Annotated in this window: 21 protein-coding genes; 9 read left to right on the top strand and 12 right to left on the bottom strand. The window is 69.0% G+C overall.

Going from position 1 to position 20,942, the window contains the following annotated elements:
* Positions 1-129: 129 nt before the first annotated feature.
* Positions 130-1,041 carry an EamA family transporter RarD gene (rarD, locus tag DI526_RS11925; RefSeq protein ID WP_304277923.1) on the top strand — a complete coding sequence of 304 codons (912 nt, stop codon included), beginning with the start codon at positions 130-132 and terminating at the stop codon, positions 1,039-1,041.
* On the opposite strand, the gene DI526_RS11920 is transcribed toward rarD, so the two are convergent.
* From DI526_RS11920 to DI526_RS11900, 5 genes are all read right to left on the bottom strand, one after another.
* Complete coding sequence (locus DI526_RS11920; RefSeq protein WP_304277920.1) at positions 1,038-1,832, bottom strand: transporter; 795 nt, start codon at positions 1,830-1,832, stop codon at positions 1,038-1,040. The two genes, rarD and DI526_RS11920, sit on opposite strands and share 4 nt — an antisense overlap.
* A gap of 146 nt (positions 1,833-1,978) precedes the next feature.
* The gene (locus tag DI526_RS11915; RefSeq protein ID WP_304277917.1) at positions 1,979-3,103 is read right to left on the bottom strand and encodes a serine hydrolase domain-containing protein; all 1,125 of its coding nucleotides are present in this window, start codon (positions 3,101-3,103) and stop codon (positions 1,979-1,981) included.
* 3 nt (positions 3,104-3,106) lie between these two features.
* Complete coding sequence (locus tag DI526_RS11910; RefSeq protein ID WP_304277914.1) at positions 3,107-3,955, bottom strand: bifunctional hydroxymethylpyrimidine kinase/phosphomethylpyrimidine kinase; 849 nt, start codon at positions 3,953-3,955, stop codon at positions 3,107-3,109.
* Between the two features lie 103 nt (positions 3,956-4,058).
* A complete protein-coding gene (ahcY, locus tag DI526_RS11905) occupies positions 4,059-5,450 on the bottom strand; it encodes an adenosylhomocysteinase (protein ID WP_304277911.1) in 1,392 nt (463 codons plus the stop codon).
* A 97-nt stretch (positions 5,451-5,547) separates the two neighbouring features.
* The gene (locus DI526_RS11900; RefSeq protein WP_304277909.1) at positions 5,548-7,857 is read right to left on the bottom strand and encodes a PAS domain-containing sensor histidine kinase; all 2,310 of its coding nucleotides are present in this window, start codon (positions 7,855-7,857) and stop codon (positions 5,548-5,550) included.
* Between the two features lie 288 nt (positions 7,858-8,145).
* On the opposite strand from DI526_RS11900, the gene DI526_RS11895 reads away from it, so the two are divergent.
* Together DI526_RS11895 and DI526_RS11890 are read left to right on the top strand one after the other, a co-directional pair.
* Positions 8,146-8,547 carry a metallopeptidase family protein gene (locus tag DI526_RS11895; protein ID WP_304277907.1) on the top strand — a complete coding sequence of 134 codons (402 nt, stop codon included), beginning with the start codon at positions 8,146-8,148 and terminating at the stop codon, positions 8,545-8,547.
* Positions 8,544-8,948, top strand: a complete 405-nt coding sequence (locus DI526_RS11890; protein WP_304277904.1) for an SWIM zinc finger domain-containing protein — start codon at positions 8,544-8,546, stop codon at positions 8,946-8,948. Before DI526_RS11895 ends, DI526_RS11890 begins: the two co-directional genes overlap by 4 nt.
* Here DI526_RS11890 and DI526_RS11885 read toward each other — a convergent pair.
* A complete protein-coding gene (locus DI526_RS11885) occupies positions 8,945-9,649 on the bottom strand; it encodes an NAD-dependent deacylase (RefSeq protein ID WP_304277900.1) in 705 nt (234 codons plus the stop codon). The genes DI526_RS11890 and DI526_RS11885 overlap by 4 nt on opposite strands.
* 173 nt (positions 9,650-9,822) lie before the next feature.
* On the opposite strand from DI526_RS11885, the gene DI526_RS11880 reads away from it, so the two are divergent.
* The 3 genes from DI526_RS11880 to DI526_RS11870 all read left to right on the top strand — a co-directional run bounded on the left by DI526_RS11880 (position 9,823) and on the right by DI526_RS11870 (position 11,946).
* Entirely contained in the window at positions 9,823-10,950 is a 1,128-nt protein-coding gene (locus tag DI526_RS11880) for a ferritin-like domain-containing protein (RefSeq protein ID WP_304277897.1), read from the top strand.
* Between the two features lie 138 nt (positions 10,951-11,088).
* Positions 11,089-11,622, top strand: a complete 534-nt coding sequence (locus DI526_RS11875) for a lipocalin family protein (RefSeq protein WP_304277894.1) — start codon at positions 11,089-11,091, stop codon at positions 11,620-11,622.
* Between the two features lie 54 nt (positions 11,623-11,676).
* Complete coding sequence (locus tag DI526_RS11870; RefSeq protein ID WP_304277891.1) at positions 11,677-11,946, top strand: hypothetical protein; 270 nt, start codon at positions 11,677-11,679, stop codon at positions 11,944-11,946.
* 12 nt (positions 11,947-11,958) lie between these two features.
* Here DI526_RS11870 and DI526_RS11865 read toward each other — a convergent pair whose 3' ends face one another.
* Positions 11,959-12,435, bottom strand: coding sequence for a MarR family winged helix-turn-helix transcriptional regulator (locus DI526_RS11865; protein WP_304277889.1), 477 nt, complete (start codon positions 12,433-12,435; stop codon positions 11,959-11,961).
* 140 nt (positions 12,436-12,575) lie between these two features.
* Between DI526_RS11865 and DI526_RS11860 the strand changes: the two genes are divergently transcribed.
* Positions 12,576-13,355 carry an alpha/beta fold hydrolase gene (locus DI526_RS11860; RefSeq protein WP_304277886.1) on the top strand — a complete coding sequence of 260 codons (780 nt, stop codon included), beginning with the start codon at positions 12,576-12,578 and terminating at the stop codon, positions 13,353-13,355.
* Between the two features lie 116 nt (positions 13,356-13,471).
* Positions 13,472-13,927, top strand: a complete 456-nt coding sequence (mmcB, locus tag DI526_RS11855) for a DNA repair putative endonuclease MmcB (protein ID WP_304277883.1) — start codon at positions 13,472-13,474, stop codon at positions 13,925-13,927.
* A 99-nt stretch (positions 13,928-14,026) separates the two neighbouring features.
* On the opposite strand, the gene DI526_RS11850 is transcribed toward mmcB, so the two are convergent.
* Positions 14,027-14,341, bottom strand: a complete 315-nt coding sequence (locus DI526_RS11850; protein WP_304277880.1) for a hypothetical protein — start codon at positions 14,339-14,341, stop codon at positions 14,027-14,029.
* A gap of 45 nt (positions 14,342-14,386) precedes the next feature.
* Complete coding sequence (gene recQ, locus DI526_RS11845) at positions 14,387-16,228, bottom strand: DNA helicase RecQ (RefSeq protein ID WP_304277877.1); 1,842 nt, start codon at positions 16,226-16,228, stop codon at positions 14,387-14,389.
* A gap of 194 nt (positions 16,229-16,422) precedes the next feature.
* On the opposite strand from recQ, the gene DI526_RS11840 reads away from it, so the two are divergent.
* Complete coding sequence (locus DI526_RS11840) at positions 16,423-18,372, top strand: transglycosylase domain-containing protein (protein WP_304277875.1); 1,950 nt, start codon at positions 16,423-16,425, stop codon at positions 18,370-18,372.
* A 52-nt stretch (positions 18,373-18,424) separates the two neighbouring features.
* On the opposite strand, the gene DI526_RS11835 is transcribed toward DI526_RS11840, so the two are convergent.
* Genes DI526_RS11835 through DI526_RS11825 form a run of 3 tightly spaced genes read right to left on the bottom strand, consistent with a single transcriptional unit; the run spans position 18,425 to position 20,850 of the window.
* Positions 18,425-19,144, bottom strand: a complete 720-nt coding sequence (locus DI526_RS11835) for a SprT family zinc-dependent metalloprotease (RefSeq protein WP_304277872.1) — start codon at positions 19,142-19,144, stop codon at positions 18,425-18,427.
* A gap of 52 nt (positions 19,145-19,196) precedes the next feature.
* Positions 19,197-19,556, bottom strand: a complete 360-nt coding sequence (locus tag DI526_RS11830) for a hypothetical protein (RefSeq protein ID WP_304277869.1) — start codon at positions 19,554-19,556, stop codon at positions 19,197-19,199.
* 31 nt (positions 19,557-19,587) lie between these two features.
* Positions 19,588-20,850, bottom strand: a complete 1,263-nt coding sequence (locus DI526_RS11825) for a polyhydroxyalkanoate depolymerase (RefSeq protein WP_304277866.1) — start codon at positions 20,848-20,850, stop codon at positions 19,588-19,590.
* Positions 20,851-20,942: the final 92 nt, after the last annotated feature.

Raw genomic sequence — 20,942 nt, 5'->3', positions numbered from 1 at the left:
AAGCAGAAGACCCCCGCCTAAGATCCCGATCCGCAACAAGCGGGTGGAAATCAGGGCTCCCGGGGCAGACGTCCCGGGAGCCTTTTTCATTTTCGACCCTACCATTCTGACTTTTGGGGTGACGACGCCATGTCGGCGAGCCTGAACGAGACCAAAGACGAAGGGCGCGCGGCCCTGATCGCCGGCGTCGGCTGCTACACCCTGTGGGGCTTCCTGCCGCTCTACTTCCACCTGCTGTCCAGGCTGGGCGTCGGCTCCTGGGAGATGATCGCCCATCGCACCCTGTGGTCCGTGCCATGGGCCCTGCTGATCGTGCTGCTGGCGCGGCAGGGACATCAGGTGATGGCGGTCCTGCGCCAACCCAAGACGCTGCTCGTCCTGGCCCTTTCGACCCTGGCCATCTTCGTCAACTGGTCGATCTATGTCTTCGCGGTGAACGCCGGGCACGTGATCGAGACCAGCCTTGGCTATTATATCAACCCGCTGATGAACATGGCGGCGGGCGCGGTGCTGTTTCGCGAGCGGATCAGCCGCGAGGGCGCCATCGCCATCGGCCTGGCCGCCGTCGGCGTGGCCATCCAGACCGCCGCCCTGGGACACCTGCCGGTCATCTCACTGGGCGTGGCGCTCAGCTTCTGCTGCTACGCCATCCTGCGAAAGCAGGTGAAGGCCGACGCCCAGACCGGCCTCTTCATCGAGTGCGCCTACCTGGCGGTCCCGGGCCTGCTCTACGTGCTGCATCTGCAGTCGACCGGCGCGGGCCACCTGGGCGCGGGCGCGGGCGTCACCACGCTGTTGCTGCTGGCGGGGCCCGCGACCGTCGTGCCGCTGGCCCTGTTCGCCTGGTCGGCGCGCCGGATGCCGCTGAGCGCGATGGGCTTCCTTCAGTTCATCGCCCCTACCCTGCAGTTCGCGGTCGGTGTGGCGCTGGGCGAGCCCTTCACCCCGATGCGGGCGCTGTCGTTCGTGTTCATCTGGCTGGGCGTGGCGGTGTTCGCCTACGGCGCCTGGAGGAAGGCGCGGGTCCTAGCGCCGGCCTAGAAGCGGTGGGCGAAGCCGAAGTCCAGCTCCAGGTCGGGCGTCTTGCGGTTCAGGCCCACATAGGCCGAGACATCGAACTGGACGTCCTTCAGCGTCTTGGGCGTCCAGGCGGCGCTGAGGTCGAAACTGGCCTGGGTGACACGCCCAGCCGGATCGTCGTCGACGTCGACCCAGAGCTCGACGCCCAGGTTCACCGGGCCCACCGCGCGGTCGACGCCGGCGGCCAGGGCGTAGCCGGCGTGGCGTCCGTCGCCGGACTCGTTGGGCCGCGCGGCGACCTGCGGCGTCAGGCTGAGCGACCAGTCGGCGGATAGCGGGACCGAGACCGGCGCGATCAACCCGCCCTGCCACTTGCCGTCGCTGATCCCCTTCGCGCCCGTCGGCGCGGTGACCGACGCGCCGACCGCGATCGCGAGGCCATCGCCGTCGGGGTTCTTGAGAGACTGGAGAAGGCCGAACGTCAGATCGCCCGCGCCCGAAACGGTCGAGGCAGAACCGTGATCGCGGGTGCGCACGCGCTCGCGCGGCGTCCAGCTCATCTGCCCCTCGAGCGTCGAGGCCAGACCCAGGCGCAGCTCCAGCGCGCCGTACGAGACGTCGTCGATCGAAACGCCGCCGCCCCGCGTGAAGGCCGCGTCCGCGCCGCCGATCTCGACCTGGAAGCGGCCCTTGTCGAGCACGCAGGGCGGCGAGCCCTTGCCCGGACGATCGACGCAGAACTCTCGCTCCTCCGCGCGGGCGGCGCCGGCGATAGCAAGGAGCCCGATGGCGATAGCGAGAGCGCGTGTCATCCGAAGTTTCCCGAACTCACCAACCCGACTTCCCCGGCGAATGCCGGGGCCCAGATCATAAGGCTCGAAAGCGCCAAGAGAGTCTGAAGGCCACGGCTGAACCTGGGCCCCGGCTTTCGCCGGGGAGATCGGGGAGACTGGAGATCCTATAGGCTCGCGTAGGCCGCTTCGATCAACCGAACCGCGCGCGGGTCGCCGATCAGCGCATTGCCCTGCTTGTTCATCACATAGGCCCCCGAGACGCCCCGAGTCGGATCGGCGAAGGCGCACGAACCACCCCAGCCGGAATGGCCGAACGCCTCGCCGGTCGGGCCGTAGAACATGTTCGGCTCATTGCGCATGAAGCCCGCGCCCCAGCTGATCTCGTAGGGCAGGACGAGGTCCCGGCCCCGGATGCGCTCGGCGGTGGCGGCCTTGATCCCGGCGGGCGTGATCAGCGAGCGGCCGTCCAGGGTCCCGCCGCTGGCCAGGGCGCCCATCAGCCGCGCCAGGGCGGGCGCGGTGGCGTGGCCGTTGGCCGAGGGGATCTCGACCCGCCGCCACTCGGCCGCGCCCTTGCCGCCCGGCGACGACCAGGGCTTGAAGAAGGCGGCGGTCACGGCGGCGTTGATCTCGCCAAACTGCGGCATGGCCGTCGGTCGCATCAGGTCGGCGACACGGTCGTGCTCGCTGTCGGGCAGGCCGATCCACAGGTCGAGGCCCAGCGGGACGCAGATGTCCTCGCGCAGCGCCGTCCCCATCGTGCGGCCGTCGACGCGGCGGAAGATTTCGCCGGCCAGATAGCCGTAGGTCACCGGGTGATAGCCGCTGGCCGAGCCGATCGGGAACAGGGGGGCCATGGCCGCCAGCTTGGCGCAGGTGGCGTCCCAGTCGAACCAGATGGCCGGATCGGTCTCGTCCGGGAAGCCGGACAGGCCCGCCTGGTGCGACAGGGCCTGCTCGATGGTGACGTCCTGCTTGCCGTTCTGGGCGAACTCCGGCCAGACATCGGCGACGCGCTGGTCGTAGGCCAGCCGCCCCTCGTCCACGAGCCGCGCGACCATCAGCGCCGCCACGGCCTTGGTGGTCGAGAACAGCGCCGTCAGGGTGTCGGGGCCGAACGCGACCTCGCGCTTGCGGTCGGCGTAGCCGCCCATCAGGTCGACGACGATCTCGCCGTCGATGGCGAAGGCGAAACGCGCGCCCAGCTCGCCGCCATCCTGGAAGTTGGCCTCGAAGACGTCGCGGACGCGGGCGAAGCGGTCGGGGCAGAGGCCGGTGATGTCGGTCATGTCTTAAGCCAGCCGTTCGATGCGGACAGAAGGAGAGGTCTGCTTGAGGCGCGCGCCCATCGCCACGATCGGCAGCTCGGGCGCGTTCCACAGCTTGGCGGCCGAGACGGTCTCGGCGACGCCGCCGACCGCGCGGGCCAGGCCGTGCGACAGGGTTTGGCCTTCGACCACCGCCGCCGCGTAGAGCGCGGTCAGCAGGTCGCCGGTTCCGTTCGGCGCGGTGTCGATCTCGGCGTGCAGGGCCAGCCAGGCCTCGTCGGTCGTGGCCAGCACCGCGCCGATCTCATCGCCGCGGCGCACCGAGGAAACGAGAACCGGCTTGCCCAGCTGCCGCGCGGCGCGCAGGGCGGCGGCGGGTTCGCGGGCGTCGGCGTCCGTCAGCCACTGCAGCTCCCAGGCGTTGCAGGCCACGAGGTCGGCGCGGGGAACCAGCAACTGGCGGACCGCCTCGGCGGTCTCGGCGGCGACATAGAGCCCCTTGCCCTCGTCGCCCACGGTCGGGTCGACGATCACGGTCGGCGCCGGGGCGAAGGCGCCGGCGCGCTTCGCGGCGCGCACGGCGTCGATGGCGCGGGCGGCGGCCTCGACCTGGGCGGGGCTGGCGAAATAGCCGGTGATGACGAGGTCGGTCAGGCCGAACAGGCCGTTGGCCGCGATCCCTTGCAGCATGCCCTCGAAGATCTCGATCGGCGTCGCCGCGCCGCCGGGCGCGCCCCAGCCGGGATGGCGGCCGAACAGGACCGTGGGGACGACCATGGCGTCGATCGCGAACGGCGCCAGCGCGGCGGCCTGGGCGGTCGCGCCGACCTGGCTGCCGGCGACGTGGCTGGAGAGGATCAAGGCGAGCGGCATGACCTAGCGATTAGCCGAGCCTTGCGGGGTTGAACAGGCGTCGAAAAGCAGAAGAGCCCGCCGCTCGCGCGACGGGCCCTCCGTAGAGCTAAGATTGATCGGCCTAGTAGCGGTAGTGGTCCGGCTTGAACGGACCGGCTTCCGGCACGCCGATATAGTCGGCCTGGTCCTTGCGCAGCTGGGTCAGCTTCGCGCCCAGCTTTTCCAGGTGCAGGAAGGCGACCTTCTCGTCGAGGTGCTTGGGCAGGGTGTAGACCTGGTTCTGGTACTTGTCCTTGTTGGTCCAGAGTTCGATCTGGGCCAGGGTCTGGTTCGTGAACGAGGCCGACATCACGAAGCTGGGGTGGCCGGTGGCGTTGCCCAGGTTCACCAGGCGGCCTTCCGACAGCACGATCAGCTTCTTGCCGTCCGGGAATTCCACGTGGTGGACCTGCGGCTTGATCTCGTCCCACTTGTAGTTGCGCAGGGCGGCGATCTGAATTTCCGAGTCGAAGTGGCCGATGTTGCAGACGATGGCGTTGTTTTTCATCTTCCGCATGTCGTCCAGCGTGATGACGTCCTTGTTGCCGGTCGCCGTCACGAAGATGTCGGCCTTGTCGGCGACGTCGGCCAGGGTCTGGACCTCATAGCCTTCCATCGCCGCCTGCAGGGCGCAGATCGGGTCGATCTCGGTGACGATCACGCGGGCGCCGCCCTGACGCAGCGAGGCGGCCGAGCCCTTGCCCACGTCGCCATCGCCGCAGACCACCGCGACCTTGCCCGACAGCATGACGTCGGTGCCGCGACGGATCGCGTCGACCAGGCTTTCACGGCAGCCGTAGAGGTTGTCGAACTTGGACTTGGTGACGCTGTCGTTGACGTTGATGGCCGGGAACGGCAGCTCGCCCTTCTGGGCCATGTGGTACAGGCGGTGGACGCCCGTGGTGGTCTCTTCCGAGACGCCGCCGATGGCCGAGCGGATCGCCGAATAGAAGCCCGGCTTCTCGGCCAGGTACTTCTTCATCACGGCGTAGAGGGCCTCTTCCTCTTCGTTCTGCGGGTTGTCGAGGATCGAGGGATCCTTCTCCGCCTTCGGGCCCAGCACGCAGAGCAGGGTGGCGTCGCCGCCGTCGTCGAGGATCAGGTTCGGATAGCCGCCGTCGCCCCACTCGAAGATCTTGTGGGCGTATTCCCAATACTCGACCAGGTTCTCGCCCTTGAAGGCGAAGACCGGGACGCCGGCGGCGGCGATGGCGGCCGCGGCGTGGTCCTGGGTCGAGAAGATGTTGCACGAGGCCCAGCGGACCTCGGCGCCCAGGGCCGTGAGCGTCTCGATCAGCACGGCGGTCTGGATGGTCATGTGCAGGCTGCCGGCGATGCGGGCGCCCTTCAGGATCTGCTGCGGACCGTACTCGGCGCGCGTGGCCATCAGGCCCGGCATCTCGGTCTCGGCGATGGCGATTTCCTTGCGGCCGTAATCGGCGAGCGAGATGTCCTTGACGATATAGTCGGCCACGTGCGGCTCCTGCGGGATGGGGTCTTGCCGCGGGTTATACCCCGCCGAGCCCTTCCGAGCAATTAACGCATAAAGATATCCTTATGCGTTCGAGAACCTAGAAGCCCAGCTCCGGCTGGGCGGCGCCCGGCTGCTGCTTCTCGGGCAGGTGGCAGGTGAAGGTCGAGCCGGCGCCCGGCTCGCTCTCCAGCGCCACCCAGCCGCCGTGCAGCTCGACCAGCGCCTTGACCAAGGCCAGCCCCAGGCCCGGGCCGCCGCGATCGCGGCCGACGAAGCGGTCGAAGATGTGGGCCTGGACGTGGAAGGGCACACCGCGGCCGGTGTCCGAGACATCCAGCCGCACCTCGCCCAGGGCCCGGCGGGCCGACAGGGTCACGCGGCCGCCGGGCGGCGTCTGGCGCAGGGCGTTCTCGACCAGATGGTCGAGCGTCTGGGCCAGGCGCTTGCCGTCGCCGCGGATCAGGCCGACGTCCTCCTCGCACTCGACGGCCAGGGTCACCGCGCCCAGCTGGGCGTCCTTCAGGGCGCGCTCCTGGGCGTTCATCAGGAGGTCCGACACGCGGATGTCCTGGATCTCCAGCGCCATCTCGCCGGCGTCGATCTGGGCCATGTCCAGCACGTCGTCGATCGAGCGGGCCAGCTGGGTGGCGGCGGCGCGAACGGCGGCGACGTGGTTGCGGCCACGCTCCGACAGGCCGTCGGCCCGCTCCAGCAGTTCCGAATAGCCGATGATCGTCGTCAGCGGCGTGCGCAGCTCGTACGAGACATTGCCGACGAAGTCGCGCTTCAGGCGCTCGGCCTCGTCCAGCGCGGCCGAACGGTCGGCGAGCGCGCTCTGCAGGTCGCGGGTGTCGGTGACGTCGGCGAAGGCGATCAGGGTCGCGCCGTCCGGCAGCGGCCGGCTCTGATAGACGACGATGCGGTCGTCCGAGGTGCGCACCTCGCCCGAGGTCGGGGCGCGCATCTGCGGATCGGGATCGGCCACCCGGCCCTTCAGATCGCGCCAGAAGGCCAGGTCGTGCAGGCGCGGCACGCACAGCTCGACGACGCCCTCGAAGTCGCCGGCCGCCTCCAGGGCGTGCGGCGTGACGTTCCAGAAGGTCTCGAAGGCTTCGTTGTGCAGACGCAGGCGGCCGTCCGAACCGAACACGGCGACGGCGTCGTTCAGCTTGTCCAGCGTGGCCTGCTGCACCTGGATCAGAGCGTTGTACTGGGCCTTCAGGCGCAGCTCGCCGGTGATGTCGGAATAGATCAGCAGCATGCCGCCCAGCGGGTGCGGTTGGCGCACGACCTTCAGCGTCCGCCCGTCGGGCAGGTGCCAGAGGTCGTCCGCCTGGGGACCCAGGCTCTCGTAGCGGGCCAGCTCGGCGGCCTTCCAGCCCGCGTAGTCGATCGTCTCGGGCAGGCGGCGGCGCTGGCGCAGGCGGTCGAGGATTTCGCCGTGGGTCGGACGGTCGGCCAGCCAGGCCGGCTCCAGGCCCCACAGCTCGGCGAAGGCGGTGTTGTGGAACGACAGGCGCCGGGTGGCGCTGAAGATCGCCACGGCCTCGGCGATGTGGTTCAGGGTCTCGTCGTGGGCCTCGACGTGCTTCTTGAAGGCGTCGCGGACGTCCTCGATCTCGGTGACGTCGGCGCAGAAGACGCCGACCCCGCCGCCTTCCAGCGGCTGGGCCGACAGGCGGAAGGCGCGACGGCGGCCCTCCAGATTGACCCAGCGGATCGCTTCCTTGCGCTCGCCCTTCCCGGCGGCCTCGACGACCATGGCGTCGACGGCGCGGTCGAAGCTCTTGCCCAGCAGGGCCGGCGCCGAGGCGCCGCTGGCCCCGACGGCGCGGACGAAGGCGGTGTTGCCCCAGACCGCCTGGCCGTCGGCCCCGGCGATCCAGGCGGGCTCGACCACGCTGTCAACGAAGGCGGCGAAGCGGGTCGCCGACGGCAGGCCCGCGTCATGGCCGCTGACCGGCGCGAGACGCAGCCAGGCCATGGCCCCGGCGGCGCGCCCTTCGACGGACACCCATCCGCCCTGCCCCCGCGCGTCGAAGGCGCAGGGCTGCCCGCGCTCGAACAGCGCCGAAAGCTTGTGGGCGTGGTCGGGGTCGGCGCCGCCCAGGGCGGCGACCACCGCCTGGACGTCGGCGGCGACGCCCAACACCTGGGCGCAGGCGGCGAGCCCGTCGCTCCCGGCCATCAGGCTGGCGCGGCCGCTCTCGACGGCGATGACGGCGGAGTCGAAGGCCTCGATCCAGGCGGGCGCCTCGGCGTCGGCGCCCTGCAGCGCCAGCCGCGCCTTCAGCGCCGCGATCCGCGCCTCGAAACCCCGCCGCTGGCCGAACGCCCACAGGGCGACGCAAAGCGCGAGGCAAACCGCCCCGGCCGTGGCCGCGAGGATCAGGTCATACGAAGTCATCAAAACGGGTCGCTGCCCCAGCGGGTCTTCGAATCAGAATCCCAGATTAGTCGGGTCATGGCCAGAACGCGATCAAGGCCACCCATGGCCCGTCGCCGCGATTTTCCTTCTTTCCGAATTCCCCAGCGAATGCCGGGGCCCAGATACACCAAGAGTGCTTAGGGATTTCGCGCCGTTTCGCTCAGACAGGCCGTCAGATCCCGGCGCCCTCGATCTGGGTCCCGGCATTCGCCGGGAAGATCGGAGAAGAGCTATGGCGCCGTCCGCCAATCGCTCTATGTGGAGTCCATGACCTGGTCCGACCGCCTCGCCCCGTCGCTGGACGACTTCGCCGCCCTCGGCAAGGCGGCCTTCGACGCCCTGCCCGACGGCTTTAGACAGCTGGCCGGCGAGGTCGTGATCCGGGTCGACGACTTCCCCGACGAGGAGGTGCTGGACGCCCTGGGCATCCAGGATCCGTTCGAGCTGACCGGCCTTTACCAGGGCGTCGACCTGTCCCAGCGCTCGGTGCTGGACTTCGCGACCCAGCCGTCGCGGGTGTTCCTGTACCGTCGGCCGATCCTCGACGAATGGGTCGAGCGCGGCGACGTCAGCCTCGGCGACCTGATCACGCACGTGCTGGTCCACGAGATCGGCCACCATTTCGGCCTGTCGGACGACGACATCCACCGCATCGAGGACGAGGCATGAGCTTCTTCGACACCGAAGCCTGGCGCGAACGGATGGACGAGCGCTGGTTCGACACCGGCGTCGCAATGGCCGAGAAGGGCGATGTCGACCTCGTGGCGATCGAGGACGAGAAGGTCACCGCCCACGTCACCGGCAGCGTCGGCGACCTCTATGTCGTGCAGCTGTGGGCCCCAGCGGGCGACGGAACCTGCACCTGCCCCGGCTTCGAGAAGTTCGGCGCCTGCAAGCACCAGGCGGCCGTGGTCGCCGCCGCCAACGCCGCCGATCTCGGGAAGGTCCGCGACCGCATGGCCCGCCTGCGCGACGGCCTGGCGGTGGATAGCAAGGAAGCCCTGGTCGAGCGGCTCGCCGAACTGGCCCGCCTGCAACCGGCGGTGCTGGCGGCGCTGGAGGGGCGCTAGAGGCCGTTCAGCACCCGTTCCACCCAGGCCGGCACGACCTCGCTCGCAGGACCGTAGAGCTTGTCGTCGAACATGTAGGCGTTGGCCGAGGGCTCCAGATTGATCTCGCAGGTCGCCACGCCCATCGCCCGCGCTTGCGCCACAAAGCCGGCGGCGGGGTAGACCGAGCCAGACGTGCCGATCGAGACGAACAGGTCGGCGCGCGACAGGGCCTCGTCGATCTCGTCCAGGAACAGCGGCATCTCGCCGAACCAGACCACATGCGGCCTCGCGCCGTCCGCCAGGCCGCAGGCCTCGCAGACGGCCTCGGCGGTCAAGGGCGTCATGTCGGGCTTCAGCGCCTGGCAGTGGTCACAGCGGGTCACGCCCAGCTCGCCGTGCATGTGGACCACGCGCCGCGAGCCGGCCTTTTCGTGCAGGTCATCGACGTTCTGGGTGCAGAGATAGAGCTCGCCGCTCCGCGCGGAGAGGTCCGCTTCCAGCTTGGCGAGCGCCACGTGCGCCGCATTGGGCGCGGCGTCGGCGAGATTGGCGCGGCGCGCGTTGTAGAAGGCGCGGACCAGGGCCCGGTCGCGCGCGAAGCCCTCGGGCGTGGCGACGTCTCGGAGGTCGTACCTCGTCCAGACGCCATCCTTGTCGCGGAAGGTGCCCAGGCCGCTCTCGGCCGAGACGCCCGCTCCTGTCAGCACGAAGAGTCTCATTCCGCCTCCAAGCCCCTCTTGGCCAACAAACCTGACGCCTCCGTCATTTTTAATTTGACCCGCGTCAAGCCTTGAGTTGACAGTGTTCAGATCGACGAGGATCCGCGCAAGACGGACCCGTCACAAGCCATGTCGCTCAAAGCCATGACACGGGGCGATTAGGGAGCCACGCCATGACGGACAAGAACATCACCAAGGACGCCATGTACGACGCGGTGGCGCCGGACGACTTCGAGGCGATGCTCGAGCTCGATCGGTACGAGAACCGCTCGACCGCCTTCGACAAGATCATCTCCGCGACCCATGACCACTTCTGGGATCCGCTGGACAAGGCCTATATCGACTTCGACGAGCCGTTCGACATGGAGAACCAGGCGCTGGTTCCCGAGGACATGGTCATCGCCCTGTCGACCGACTACGTCTCCAACCACCTGTCCGATCCCAAGCAGCGCATCCGCTTCATCAACCAGTCGGTGCTGCGGAACTTCTCGTCGATCCTGCACGGCGAGCAGGGCGCGCTGAACCTGTCGGCCAGCCTGTGCCACGTGCTGAAGGACCAGGGCGCGCAGGAATACGCCGCCAACCAGACGCGCGAGGAGGCTCGCCACGTCACGGCCTTCGCCAAGTACATCAAGGCCCGCTGGGGGCGGCCGGTCGAGTGCGGCCCGGCCCTGAAGAGCCTGCTGGTCGAGATCATCGGCGCGCCGGAGGTCTACAAGAAGATCATCGGCATGCAGATGCTGGTCGAGGGCCTGGCCATGGGCGCCTTCGCCACCTTCTACAACACGATCCACGACCCGGTCGGGAAGAAGCTCTTGCAGCTGGTGATGACCGACGAGGCCTTCCACCACAAGTTCGGGAAGATCTGGGCCGACCGCACGGTGCCCAAGCTCTCGGCCGAGGAGCACGCGATCATCGAGGACTGGGCCGCGCACTGCTTCCAGACCCTGCTGTTCAACCTGGTCTCCCCGCACCAGCAGCTCGACCTCTACGCCGAGTTCGGCCTGGACCCCGACAAGGTGGTCGAGGAGTACGGGAAGATCATGACCGACGACGTGCGTCGCGAGAACATGAAGGAGCAGACAAACATCTTCCGGGTGCTGGTCAAGACGCTGCTCAACGCCGGCATCATCACCGACCGCACGCGGGCCTTCTACGCCATGTACGTCGACCTCGATGAACTGAAGAGCGAGGGCGAGCGGATGGTCGGCGACGACATCGCCGAGGAAGGCATCCGCCACCTGCAGGCGATCAACTTCAAGGACCGACCCGTTTCGGCGGTCAGCATCGCCGCCGAATAGGGCGTCCCACCACCCTGCCCGGCGCAGCGCCGCCCCGTCGGAACCCCGGCGGGGCGGTCGTCGTTTCACGGTCCCGCTGCGTCCGCGGCGCGCCTTGCATCGTAACCTCGGTCGATCGCCTTTATTCCCGGAGCTTCCATGCGCGCCGCCCTTCTCGCCCTGCCGCTCGTCCTGGCGCTGAGCGCCTGCGTGTCCGGTCCCAGCGGTAATCCGAACCCGCCGCAGCCGGCCAAGGCCGTCGAGCTCGATCGCTATCTGGGCAAGTGGTACGAGGTCGCGCGCTACGACATGCGGTTCGAGAAGGGCTGCGAAGGCGTCACCGCCGAATATTCCAAGCGCACCGACGGCCTGATCCGGGTGCTGAACACCTGCCGCCAGGGCGCGCTGGACGGCCCGGTGAAGACGGCCGAAGGCAAGGCCAAGATCGTCGACACCACCACCAACGCCAAGCTGAAGGTCAGCTTCTTCGGTCCGTTCTTCGGTGACTATTGGGTCCTTGACCGCGCCGACGACTACAGCTGGGCGATCGTCGGCGAGGGCTCGGGCAAATATCTCTGGTTGCTGTCGCGCCGGCTGCCGACGCCCGCCGATCGCGAGGCGCTGACCGCTCGCGCCAAGGCGCTGGGCTACGACGTCGGCATGCTGCGCCAGACCAAGCAGCCGACCCCGTAAGACGGGCGCCAAGTCGGGCTTTCGGCGCGGACCATGGCGTGGAACAGTGCGGACATGAAAGCCGCCCTGATCTGCCTCGCCCTCGCCGGCCTCGTGGCCACCACCGCCTGCACCGACAGCAAGCGCGCCCGCAACGACGCGACCTGGACCGATCGCCCAGCCGACATCACCTGCTGGAGCTACGGGACCGAAACCTTCAAGGGTCGCTCGACCGGCAAGGTCGAATACGACGAGGGCCGGATCTCGTTCGTCGACGCCGCCAGCCATCGCTACACGACGATCGACGGCGAGTGCCGCGTGGTCTACGAGCCCAGGGGCGCCTGACCTGCCCGGCGTTCAGGTCTCGTCAGGCTCCGCCCCCGCGCGCCAGCCGCCCGCGCCCCGATAGATGTCGTCGCGCAGCTGGCGAATTCGATCGTTGAGGGCGTTCAGGTCGTCGGGCGCATGGCCCGACGCCTCGAGCAGGGCCGCGGCCAGACAGCCCGCCTTCTGACGCAGATCGCGTCCCGCCGGGGTCAGGGTGATGATCACCTGGCGCTCGTTATCGGGATTGCGCGCGCGCCGCACCATGCCCCCGGCCTCGAGACGCTTGAGCAGGGGCGTCAGGGTGCTGGACTCCAGCGCCAGCCGGTCGGCGAGACGGCCCACCGGCTGACCGTCCTCGGCCCACAGCAGGTTCAGCACCAGATACTGCGGGTAGGTCAGGCCGAGGCCATCGAGCAGAGGCTTGTAGGTCCTCTGGATGGCGATGCCGGCGGAGTAGATGGCGTAGCAGAGCTGGCCGTCGAGGGGGAGCGGGGGCGTGTCGGTCATGGTGGTCTCCTGTCCCCTATATAGGCGCGAGCGGCAATAAAACATATCGCGATAATTTTTTGCTGGACGCGGCCGAATGCCGCCACTACAAGATAATTATCGCGATAAACGATATCGCAAAAGATTGAGAGGAGACACCCATGACCCGATCGTTCCGCACCATTCTGATCGCCGCGGCCGCCTTCGCCGGCCTGGCCTCCGCCGCGCAAGCCCAGACCATTCCGGCGAACGTCCATAACGTCGTCCTGGTCCACGGCGCCTTCGCCGACGGGTCGGGCTGGCGCGGGGTCTACGACCGCCTGACCGCCAAGGGCTACAAGGTCAGCGTCGTCCAGAACCCCCTGACCTCCCTGGCCGACGACGTCGCCGCGACCCGACGCGTCCTGGCCCGCCAGGACGGCCCGACCATCCTGGTCGGCCACTCCTACGGCGGCACGGTGATCACCGAAGCCGGCAATGACCCCAAGGTCGCTGGCCTGGTCTATGTCGCCGCCCTGGCGCCCGACACCGGCGAGTCGACCGGCGACCAGTTCGCCGAAATCCCCGCCCCTCCCGGCTTCGTCATCGAGACCCAGTCGGACGGCTTCGGCTTCGTCAACCTGGCCAAGTTCAAGTCCGGTTTCGCCGGCGACGTCAGCGACGCGGACGCGGCCTTCATGCGCGACTCCCAGGTTCCGATCGCCATGTCCGCCTTCGGTGACAAGGTCACCAAGGCCGCCTGGCGCGTGAAGCCCAGCTCTTTCATCGTGGCGACCGAGGACGGCGCCATCGATCCGAAGCTGCTGCGTAAGACCGCCGCCCGCATCGGCGCCCAGACCGTCGAGATCAAGGGCAGCCACGTCGTCTTCCTCAGCCAGCCGGAAGCGGTCGCCAATGTCATCGACAAGGCCGCGAAGACGGCGAGCCAGAAGACGAACTGATCGCGGGACGACCCAACCCGGGCGAACATTGGCCGCCGGCGCATCCGATGCGTCGGCGGCCTTGTGTTTAAGTCCGCGGACTTGATCCGCGAACAAAGCTGGAACATGATTGCGGCGTGGACGTGATCATCCAGCTGCAGAGCCGCCCCGAAACCACCCTCTCCGTCACGCGCGGGGCGGCGCGGCTGCTCGTCGACCTGGGCTATGCGCCGCTGGCCGAGGTGACGCTGCCCAACGGCCGCCGCGCCGACCTGATGGCGCTGGGTCCCAAGGGCGACGTGCTGATTGTCGAGGTGAAATCGGGGCTCGAGGACTTTCGGGTCGATCGGAAATGGGGCGAGTACGCGCCGTTCTGCGACGCCTTCTACTTCGCCGTTGCGCCGAACTTTCCGGACGGCGTGCTGCCAGACGAGCCGGGCCTGCTGGTGGCCGACGGCTTTGGCGGGGCGGTCGTGCGCGAGGCGCCGCTCGCCCCTCTGGCGCCGGCGCGTCGCAAGGCCCTGACGCTGGCGTTCGCCCGCCTCGCCGCCTTGCGGGCGGCGGGCGTGAACGCCGAGCGCCTCAGTCTCTAGCAAGCATTTTTCGCGCGAAGTGGTCCCGGTTCGCGTGAAGAACAATGCGCCAAAACAAGACTAGACCTCACGACCTGACACGGTCAGGCCGTGAAGGAGCTAGTCGAGATTGCGGGCGATCAGGAAACCGACGCCCAGGCCGATGGCGAAGGCGCCCAGGGCCACGGCGATCGGGCGCTCCTCGGCGACATGATGGGCCACCTCGGCCTTTTCGCGGGTCCAGGCCGCGCCGACCTTGGCCTTTTCGGCGGCGAAGGTGCGGGTCTGCTCGGCCACTTCCGCCGCGGTCGCGCGCGCGGACTTCACGGCCTTGCTGACCGCGTCCTTGGCGCGCTTGGTCTTGTCGCTCGCCGTCTTCTCGGCGTTGTCCAGGGCGGAAGACATGTCGGGGGTGAAACTGGTGACGTCGGTCATGGGGAGGCTCCTCGGCTTGAGCCAGTCTAACACGTCCGCGCCGCTTTAGTTCTCCCGAACGACCTTCAAAACCGCCTCGCCATAGCGATCGAGCTTGCCCTGCCCCACGCCGCCGGCCTTGCCCAGGGCGGCGAGGGTGGCCGGCCTGGCGGCGGCGATCTCGGCCAGGGTGGCGTCGTGGAAGATGACGTAGGGCGGCACGTGCTGCAGCTGCGCGGCCTCCTTGCGCCAGGCGCGCAGGGCGTCGAACAGCACCTGGTTGTCGGCCGGGATCGAGAGCGCCTTGCCTTCGCGGCGCTTGCGCGCGCCGGACGCCCGGACGGTCTCGGGCGCGTCGACCATCTGGCGCAGGGCCACGCGCCGCTCGCCGCGATAGACCTGGCGCACGCCCTCGACGTCGCCCAGGCCGATCAGCGGCCGGCCGTCATTGGGGTCCTCGCGCAGCAGGCCTTCGAAGATCAGGGTGTCGAACAGGTCGCGCCAGGCGGGCTGGCTCATTTCGCGGCCGATGCCGAAGGTCGGCAGCTGGGCCTCGCTGGGGGTGACGTCCTTGGTCTTGCCCAGAAGGTGCTCGATCACCCGTCCGCGCCCCAGCCGCCCGCCCAGGCGATGGACGGCGGACAGGGCCTTCTGCGCCGCCTCGGTGGCGTCGGTCGCAGCCGGCGGCGAGACGCAGATGTCGCAGACCCCGCAGCGCGCCACCCCCTCCTCGCCGAAATAGCGCCGCACCGCCGCCGCCCGGCAGGTGACGCCTTCGAGCATGGCGTAGAACTGGCGCAGCTTACGCGACTGGACCTGCTTGACCTCGTCCGGCGCCTCGCGAGTCTCGATCCGGCGCCCGGCCCAGGCCATATCGGCCGAGCCGTAGAGGGTGATGCCCTCGGCCGGCTGGCGGTCGCGGCCGGCGCGGCCGACCTCCTGCCAATAGGCCTCGATGGCGGCGGGGGGATCGGCGTGGATCACGAAGCGGACGTCGGGCTTGTCGACGCCCATGCCGAAGGCGATCGTGGCCACCATCACCGCGGCATCTGCCTCCAGGAAGTCTTCCAGCCGGCGGGCGCGGACGGCCTTGTCGAGGCCGGCGTGATAGGCCAGGGCCGGCACGCCCTCGGCGTTCAGCTTCTCGGCCAGCTTCTCGGTCGCGTCGCGCGAGCCGGCGTAGACCACGCCGGAACGCCCCCGGCGCTCCAGCACCAGCTCAACAACCCGGTCGTGCCCCTTGCCGCGCTTGCGCTCGGCGCTCAGCGCCAGTTCCGGCCGGGCGAAGCTGTCGACGAACTCGGCCGCGCCGTCCAGGCGCAGCTCGGCGCGGATGTCGTCGCGGGTGCGGGCGTCGGCCGTGGCGGTGACGGCCAGGCGCGGGACGTCGGGGAAGAGCTCCGCGAGCCGCCCCAGCATCCGGTATTCGGGCCGGAAGTCGTGGCCCCACTGGCTGACGCAGTGGGCCTCGTCGACCGCGACCAAGGCGAGCGGCGTGCGCGACAGGCGCTCCAGCATCCAGGGCTGCATCAGGCCTTCGGGCGAGAGATAGAGCAGGTCCACCTCGCCGGCGTCGATCCGCCGCCAGATGTCCGAGCGCTCGTCCAGAGAGATGTTGCTGTCCAGCCGCTCGGCCGCCACGCCCGCCTGGCGCAGGCCCTGGACCTGGTCGGCCATCAGGGCGATCAGCGGCGACACGACGAGGCCGACGCCCGGCCGGATCAGCGACGGGATCTGGTAGCAGAGGCTCTTGCCGCCGCCGGTCGGCAGCACGGCCATGGCGCTGCGCCCGGCCAGGATCTCATTGACCACCCCCGCCTGCATGCCGCGGAAGTCGGCGTGGCCGAACGTGCGGCGCAGGACGTCGCGCGCCTGATCGAGCTCTGGGGATTCGGGAGGAACGTACACGGGCGTGGTTATGGCGGTCCGGCCGCGCGCCGCCAAGGCAGGATCGCAGGCGCCGGCGTTTCTCTGGACCGGGCAGGCTCGAACGGCCTGAAAACCGCCGCGTTCATATCTCGTCAATCTTGTCGCGCGTTCTGTGGGGTTCGGCTAAACGGATCGCGCTCAAGACCCCCGGCGCGCGCAGGAACGATACCAAGATGGCGAACGGACCCTTCGGCGGAAACAAGCCGGCGAAGCCGCAACGCACTCCGCTTCAGGCCCTGGTCTATTGGGGCGCGGTGCTGGGCGTCTGGGGCCTGATCTTCGTCGTGGCCTTCTTCGCGGTGTTCGCGCGCGACCTGCCCGACACCTCGACCCTGTACGACGTCAAGCGCCAGCCCTCGATCAACTATCTGGATCGCTCGGGCGCCCTCCTGGCCGTGCGCGGCAGCCAGTACGCGCCGCCGGTCGACATCGACGCCCTGCCCGAATATGTGCCCGCCGCCTTCGTGGCGATCGAGGACCGCCAGTTCTACCACCACTTCGGCTTCAACCCCTGGGGCATCATCCGCTCGGCCGTGTGGAACGCCACCCACGACGGTCCCCAGCGCGGCGGCTCGACCATCACCCAGCAGCTGGCCCGCAACCTGTTCCTGAGCCCAGCCCAGAACTACCGCCGCAAGGCCCAGGAGCTGATCCTGGCCGTCTGGCTGGAGATGAAGTTCTCCAAGAAGCAGATCCTGGCCCTCTATATGAACCGGGTCTATTTCGGCGCCGGCGCCTATGGCATTGAGGCCGCCTCGCAGCGCTATTTCAACAAGCCCGCCAAGGAGCTGTCGGTCGGCGAGGCCGCCCTGCTGGCCGGCATGATGAAGGGCCCCGCCCGCTATTCGCCGGTCTCGGCCAAGGACCGCGCCGCCCGCCGCGCCACGATCGTCCTCGACGAGATGGTGCGCATCAAGGCCATCACGCCCGAGCAGCGCGACCAGGCCTTCAGCACCCCGGTGCAGGTCTCGGCCACCCTGGCCAACCAGCGCGCCCAGTACTTCACCGACTATATCGACGCCCAGGTCCGCTCGCTGGTCGGCGAACCGACCGAGGACCTTGTGGTCGAGACCACCCTGGACCTGCCGATCCAGGTCGCCGCCGAGCGCGCGGTGAAGCAGGGCGTGGAAGCCTATGAGAAGCAGGGCGTCCAGCAGTCGGCGCTGGTGGCCATCGACGGCGAGGGCCGCATCCGCGCCTATGTCGGCGGGGCCGACTACGCCGACAGCCAGTTCGACCGCGCCACCACCGCCCGCCGCCAGGCCGGTTCGGCCTTCAAGCCGTTCGTCTACCTGACCGCCATGGAGCAGGGCCGCACGCCCGACATGATGGTGGTCGACGAGCCGGTGAAGATCGGCAACTGGGAGCCGCGCAACTACACGGGCAAGTACCTCGGCCAGATCACCATGCAGACGGCCCTGGCCCAGTCGATCAACACCGTCGCCGCGCGCCTGGCCAGCGAGGTCGGCACCAGCAACGTCGCCAACACCGCCCGACGCCTCGGCATCACCAGCAAGATCCAGCTGGACCCGTCGATGGCCCTGGGCGCCGTCGAGGTCTCCCCGATGGAGCTGGCCCAGGCCTACGCGCCGTTCTCGAACGGGGGCTTCCTGGCCAAGGGCTACGGCATCGAGCGCATCCGCACGGCCAAGGGCAAGGTCCTGTACGACCACAATGTCGACAAGCAGGCTCGCGCCGCGGTGATCGGCTCGCCGGGCCTGCAGTACATGAACCAGATGATGCGCGAGGTCGTGACCTCGGGCACCGGGACGCGCGCCAACGTCCCCGGCTACGACATCGCCGGCAAGACGGGCACGACCAGCGATTATCGCGACGCCTGGTTCGTCGGCTACACCGGCGGCTTCGTGACCGCCGTCTGGACCGGCAAGGACGACAACACCACCATGCGCCGCGTCACCGGGGGCGGCGCCCCGGCCGAGATCTGGCGCACGTTCATGACCGCGGCCCTGCCGCGCCTGAAGGCCACCCCGATCCCCGGCGGTGTCGCCCCGCCGCCGCAAGCGCCCGACCCGATCGGCGACCTGATCAACCCCACGCCCGAAGGTCCCGCTGCGGAAACACCGGCAGGAGCGGCGCCGCCTCCGGGGCAGCTGCCTTACTAGTTAGCGAAGCCCCCTCCGGCCCTTCGGGCGACGGAGGGGGCAGCGCCAGCCCTCACGCCCCGATCGCGTGCAGCTCCGCCGCGTGGGCCCGGAGCCACGCCCGGTGCGGGGCCGGATCGCCCGCCAACCGCTCGCACAGCGCCCAGAACCTCGGCCCGTGGTTCGCCTCGATAAGGTGCGCACATTCGTGGGCGGCGACATAGTCGGCCACCGCCGCCGGGGCCAGGATCAGCCGCCAGCTGTAGCGGATCGCCGCCGGGGCGCGCTGCGTCGCCGGCCGGCACGAGCCCCAGCGGGCCTTCGGGTCGGCCACCGCCACCGACGGCATGGGCCGGCTCAGCGCCGCGGCGTGGACGGCGGTGCGCTCGGTCAGCACGCTCAAGGCCTCGCGCTTGGCCAGGCGGATGACCTTCAGTCCCCAGTTGGGATCGTCGGGCGCGACGATGCGGTCCGCTTCCATTCGGGCCCGGCCGGGGCCGACCTCGAGGCGATAGGGCTTGTCGTTCAGCCTCAGCACGCCACCGGGGGCCAGGCTCATCCGCTGGGGCAGGGCCGCCAGCTGCTTGGCGATCCAGCCGGACTTTTCCTGGGCGAAGGCCACGGCCTCGTTCAGCCGCTTGGGATGGGGCGCCAGGGCGACGATCTCGGACCTGGCCCGATCGACGCGCAACGACACCCGCCGCGCCCGGCCATCGACCCGCAGCCGGACCGGCCAGCCGCCGATCTCCAGCCGATCGCCGTCGGCAAAGCGTGTCGATGCGGTTTTCGACATGAAGAAGGCCATTGTCCGCTAGATCGGCCCCCAGCCCAGCCCGCGCAAGACCCTAGACGGCGGGAAACAGCGGCCGCCCGAGCGCCTCAGCCACGACGAATACTTCAATCGCCACTGCTGCGACGCCGTAGAACGTGGCGATCAGTGGCCGCGCGCGAGCCTGCTCGACTAAGCCTCGAACGGCTGCCCCCATAGGGGGCCTGGGCCGCAGTGAAAGCCAATGAAGGGCGAGGGTCGCCAGCCAGACCAGAGGCAGGGCCGAGGCGAACCAGAACCGGAGCGCCGCCTCACCGCCGCCTGCTTCCGAAACGCCAAACATGGAGAACATGTAGACCACCGCCACGGCAAATAGCTTCGTGCGGAAGCTGAGGTTCGCCAGCCGGTCGATCAGCGAAACTTTTTGGTCGGACATGACCGGACTTGGCCGTATCCGTTCGCGAACCTCAAGCTTCTTCCGCGAAATGCGGATCGCACTTGCGGATGAACTTTCGCACGCGGGGATAGATCTCCTCGCGGAACCGACGACCGTTGAACACGCCGTAGTGGCCGACGCTGGGCTGGACGTAGTCCAGCTTCATGGCCTCGGGGATGTTCGGGCACAGGCCATGGGCGGCCTGGGTCTGGCCGATGCCGGAGATGTCGTCGTTCTCGCCCTCGACCGTCATCAGGCCGATGTCGGTGATCGCCTCGGGCTTCACCCGCGTCCCGCGATGCGTCAGCTCGCCCTTGGGCAGCAGGTGCTGCTGGAAGACGATGTCGATGGTCTGGAGATAGAACTCCTCGGTCAGGTCCAGGACCGACAGGTACTCGTCGTAGAACTCCAGGTGCTTGTCGGCGCTGTCCCCGTCGCCTTTCACCAGGTCGTTGAAATAGCGGCGGTGGGCTTCCTGGTGGCGCTCGGCGTTCATGCTCATGAAGCTGGCCAGCTGGACGAAGCCCGGATAGACGCGCCGGCCCGCGCCGACATAGGGCGGCGGCACGGTGTAGATCATGTTCGACTGGAACCAGGTGAACGGCTTTTCCTCGGCCAGCTGGTTGGTGACGGTCGGCGACAGGCGCGCGTCGATCGGCGAGCCCATGAAGGTCATGCTGGCCGGGCGCGAGGGATGGTTCTGCTCGGCCATCAGGGCGGCGGCGGCCAGGACCGGCGGGCCGGGCTGGCAGACGGCGACCACGTTCGGACGCGGCCCCAGCACCTCCAGCATCTGGATCACGTGGTCGATATAGTCGTGGAAGTCGAAGCGGCCTTCCAGGACCGAGACCTCGCGGGCGTTGACCCAGTCGACGATGAACACGGCGTGGTCGGGCAGGAAGGCCTCGACCGTGCCGCGCAGCAAGGTGGCGTAGTGGCCCGATAGCGGCGCGACGATCAGCACCGCCGGATCCAGCGAGAACTTGCCGGCGCGACGCATGTCGGCCATGTCGCGGTCGAACTGCACGAGACGCGCCCACGGACTTTCCCAGACCACGGTCGGGCGGACGCGGACGTCGACCTGGCCGACCTTGACCTTGTCGATGTTCCACTTGGGCTTGCCGTAGCGCCGGGTGACGTTGGCGAACAGGTCCGCGCCGGCGCGCATGCGCCGGCCCACGGCCGTCTCACCGGCCGGATTCAGCGGCGATCCCCAGAAGTCCCGGGCCGCCAGCGCCGCGAGGCGCATCGGGGTGGAGGCGTAGTAGGCCGCCTCGTGCAGGGCGTAGAGCATGGCGCATCCGCTATGTTGCATCGCAGCATAGCATATCGAAGCCTAAAGGAGTCTATCCCTCGAACGCATTTCGCGCCGCGACAGCCTGGCCT

Source organism: Caulobacter segnis, from assembly GCF_003243465.1.
Taxonomy (GTDB): domain Bacteria; phylum Pseudomonadota; class Alphaproteobacteria; order Caulobacterales; family Caulobacteraceae; genus Caulobacter; species Caulobacter segnis_A.
This window is presented reverse-complemented; position numbering and strand designations above follow the sequence as displayed.

Excerpts from the sequence above, each read along its gene's own strand:
- rarD (WP_304277923.1), top strand. The coding sequence starts at position 130 with ATGTCGGCGAGCCTGAACGAGACCAAAGACGAAGGGCGCGCGGCCCTG.
- DI526_RS11920 (WP_304277920.1), bottom strand. The coding sequence starts at position 1,832 with ATGACACGCGCTCTCGCTATCGCCATCGGGCTCCTTGCTATCGCCGGC.
- DI526_RS11915 (WP_304277917.1), bottom strand. The coding sequence starts at position 3,103 with ATGACCGACATCACCGGCCTCTGCCCCGACCGCTTCGCCCGCGTCCGC.
- DI526_RS11910 (WP_304277914.1), bottom strand. The coding sequence starts at position 3,955 with ATGCCGCTCGCCTTGATCCTCTCCAGCCACGTCGCCGGCAGCCAGGTC.
- DI526_RS11900 (WP_304277909.1), bottom strand. The coding sequence starts at position 7,857 with ATGACTTCGTATGACCTGATCCTCGCGGCCACGGCCGGGGCGGTTTGC.
- DI526_RS11895 (WP_304277907.1), top strand. The coding sequence starts at position 8,146 with ATGACCTGGTCCGACCGCCTCGCCCCGTCGCTGGACGACTTCGCCGCC.
- DI526_RS11890 (WP_304277904.1), top strand. The coding sequence starts at position 8,544 with ATGAGCTTCTTCGACACCGAAGCCTGGCGCGAACGGATGGACGAGCGC.
- DI526_RS11885 (WP_304277900.1), bottom strand. The coding sequence starts at position 9,649 with ATGAGACTCTTCGTGCTGACAGGAGCGGGCGTCTCGGCCGAGAGCGGC.
- DI526_RS11880 (WP_304277897.1), top strand. The coding sequence starts at position 9,823 with ATGACGGACAAGAACATCACCAAGGACGCCATGTACGACGCGGTGGCG.
- DI526_RS11875 (WP_304277894.1), top strand. The coding sequence starts at position 11,089 with ATGCGCGCCGCCCTTCTCGCCCTGCCGCTCGTCCTGGCGCTGAGCGCC.
- DI526_RS11870 (WP_304277891.1), top strand. The coding sequence starts at position 11,677 with ATGAAAGCCGCCCTGATCTGCCTCGCCCTCGCCGGCCTCGTGGCCACC.
- DI526_RS11865 (WP_304277889.1), bottom strand. The coding sequence starts at position 12,435 with ATGACCGACACGCCCCCGCTCCCCCTCGACGGCCAGCTCTGCTACGCC.
- DI526_RS11860 (WP_304277886.1), top strand. The coding sequence starts at position 12,576 with ATGACCCGATCGTTCCGCACCATTCTGATCGCCGCGGCCGCCTTCGCC.
- DI526_RS11850 (WP_304277880.1), bottom strand. The coding sequence starts at position 14,341 with ATGACCGACGTCACCAGTTTCACCCCCGACATGTCTTCCGCCCTGGAC.
- DI526_RS11840 (WP_304277875.1), top strand. The coding sequence starts at position 16,423 with ATGGCGAACGGACCCTTCGGCGGAAACAAGCCGGCGAAGCCGCAACGC.
- DI526_RS11835 (WP_304277872.1), bottom strand. The coding sequence starts at position 19,144 with ATGTCGAAAACCGCATCGACACGCTTTGCCGACGGCGATCGGCTGGAG.
- DI526_RS11830 (WP_304277869.1), bottom strand. The coding sequence starts at position 19,556 with ATGTCCGACCAAAAAGTTTCGCTGATCGACCGGCTGGCGAACCTCAGC.
- DI526_RS11825 (WP_304277866.1), bottom strand. The coding sequence starts at position 20,850 with ATGCTCTACGCCCTGCACGAGGCGGCCTACTACGCCTCCACCCCGATG.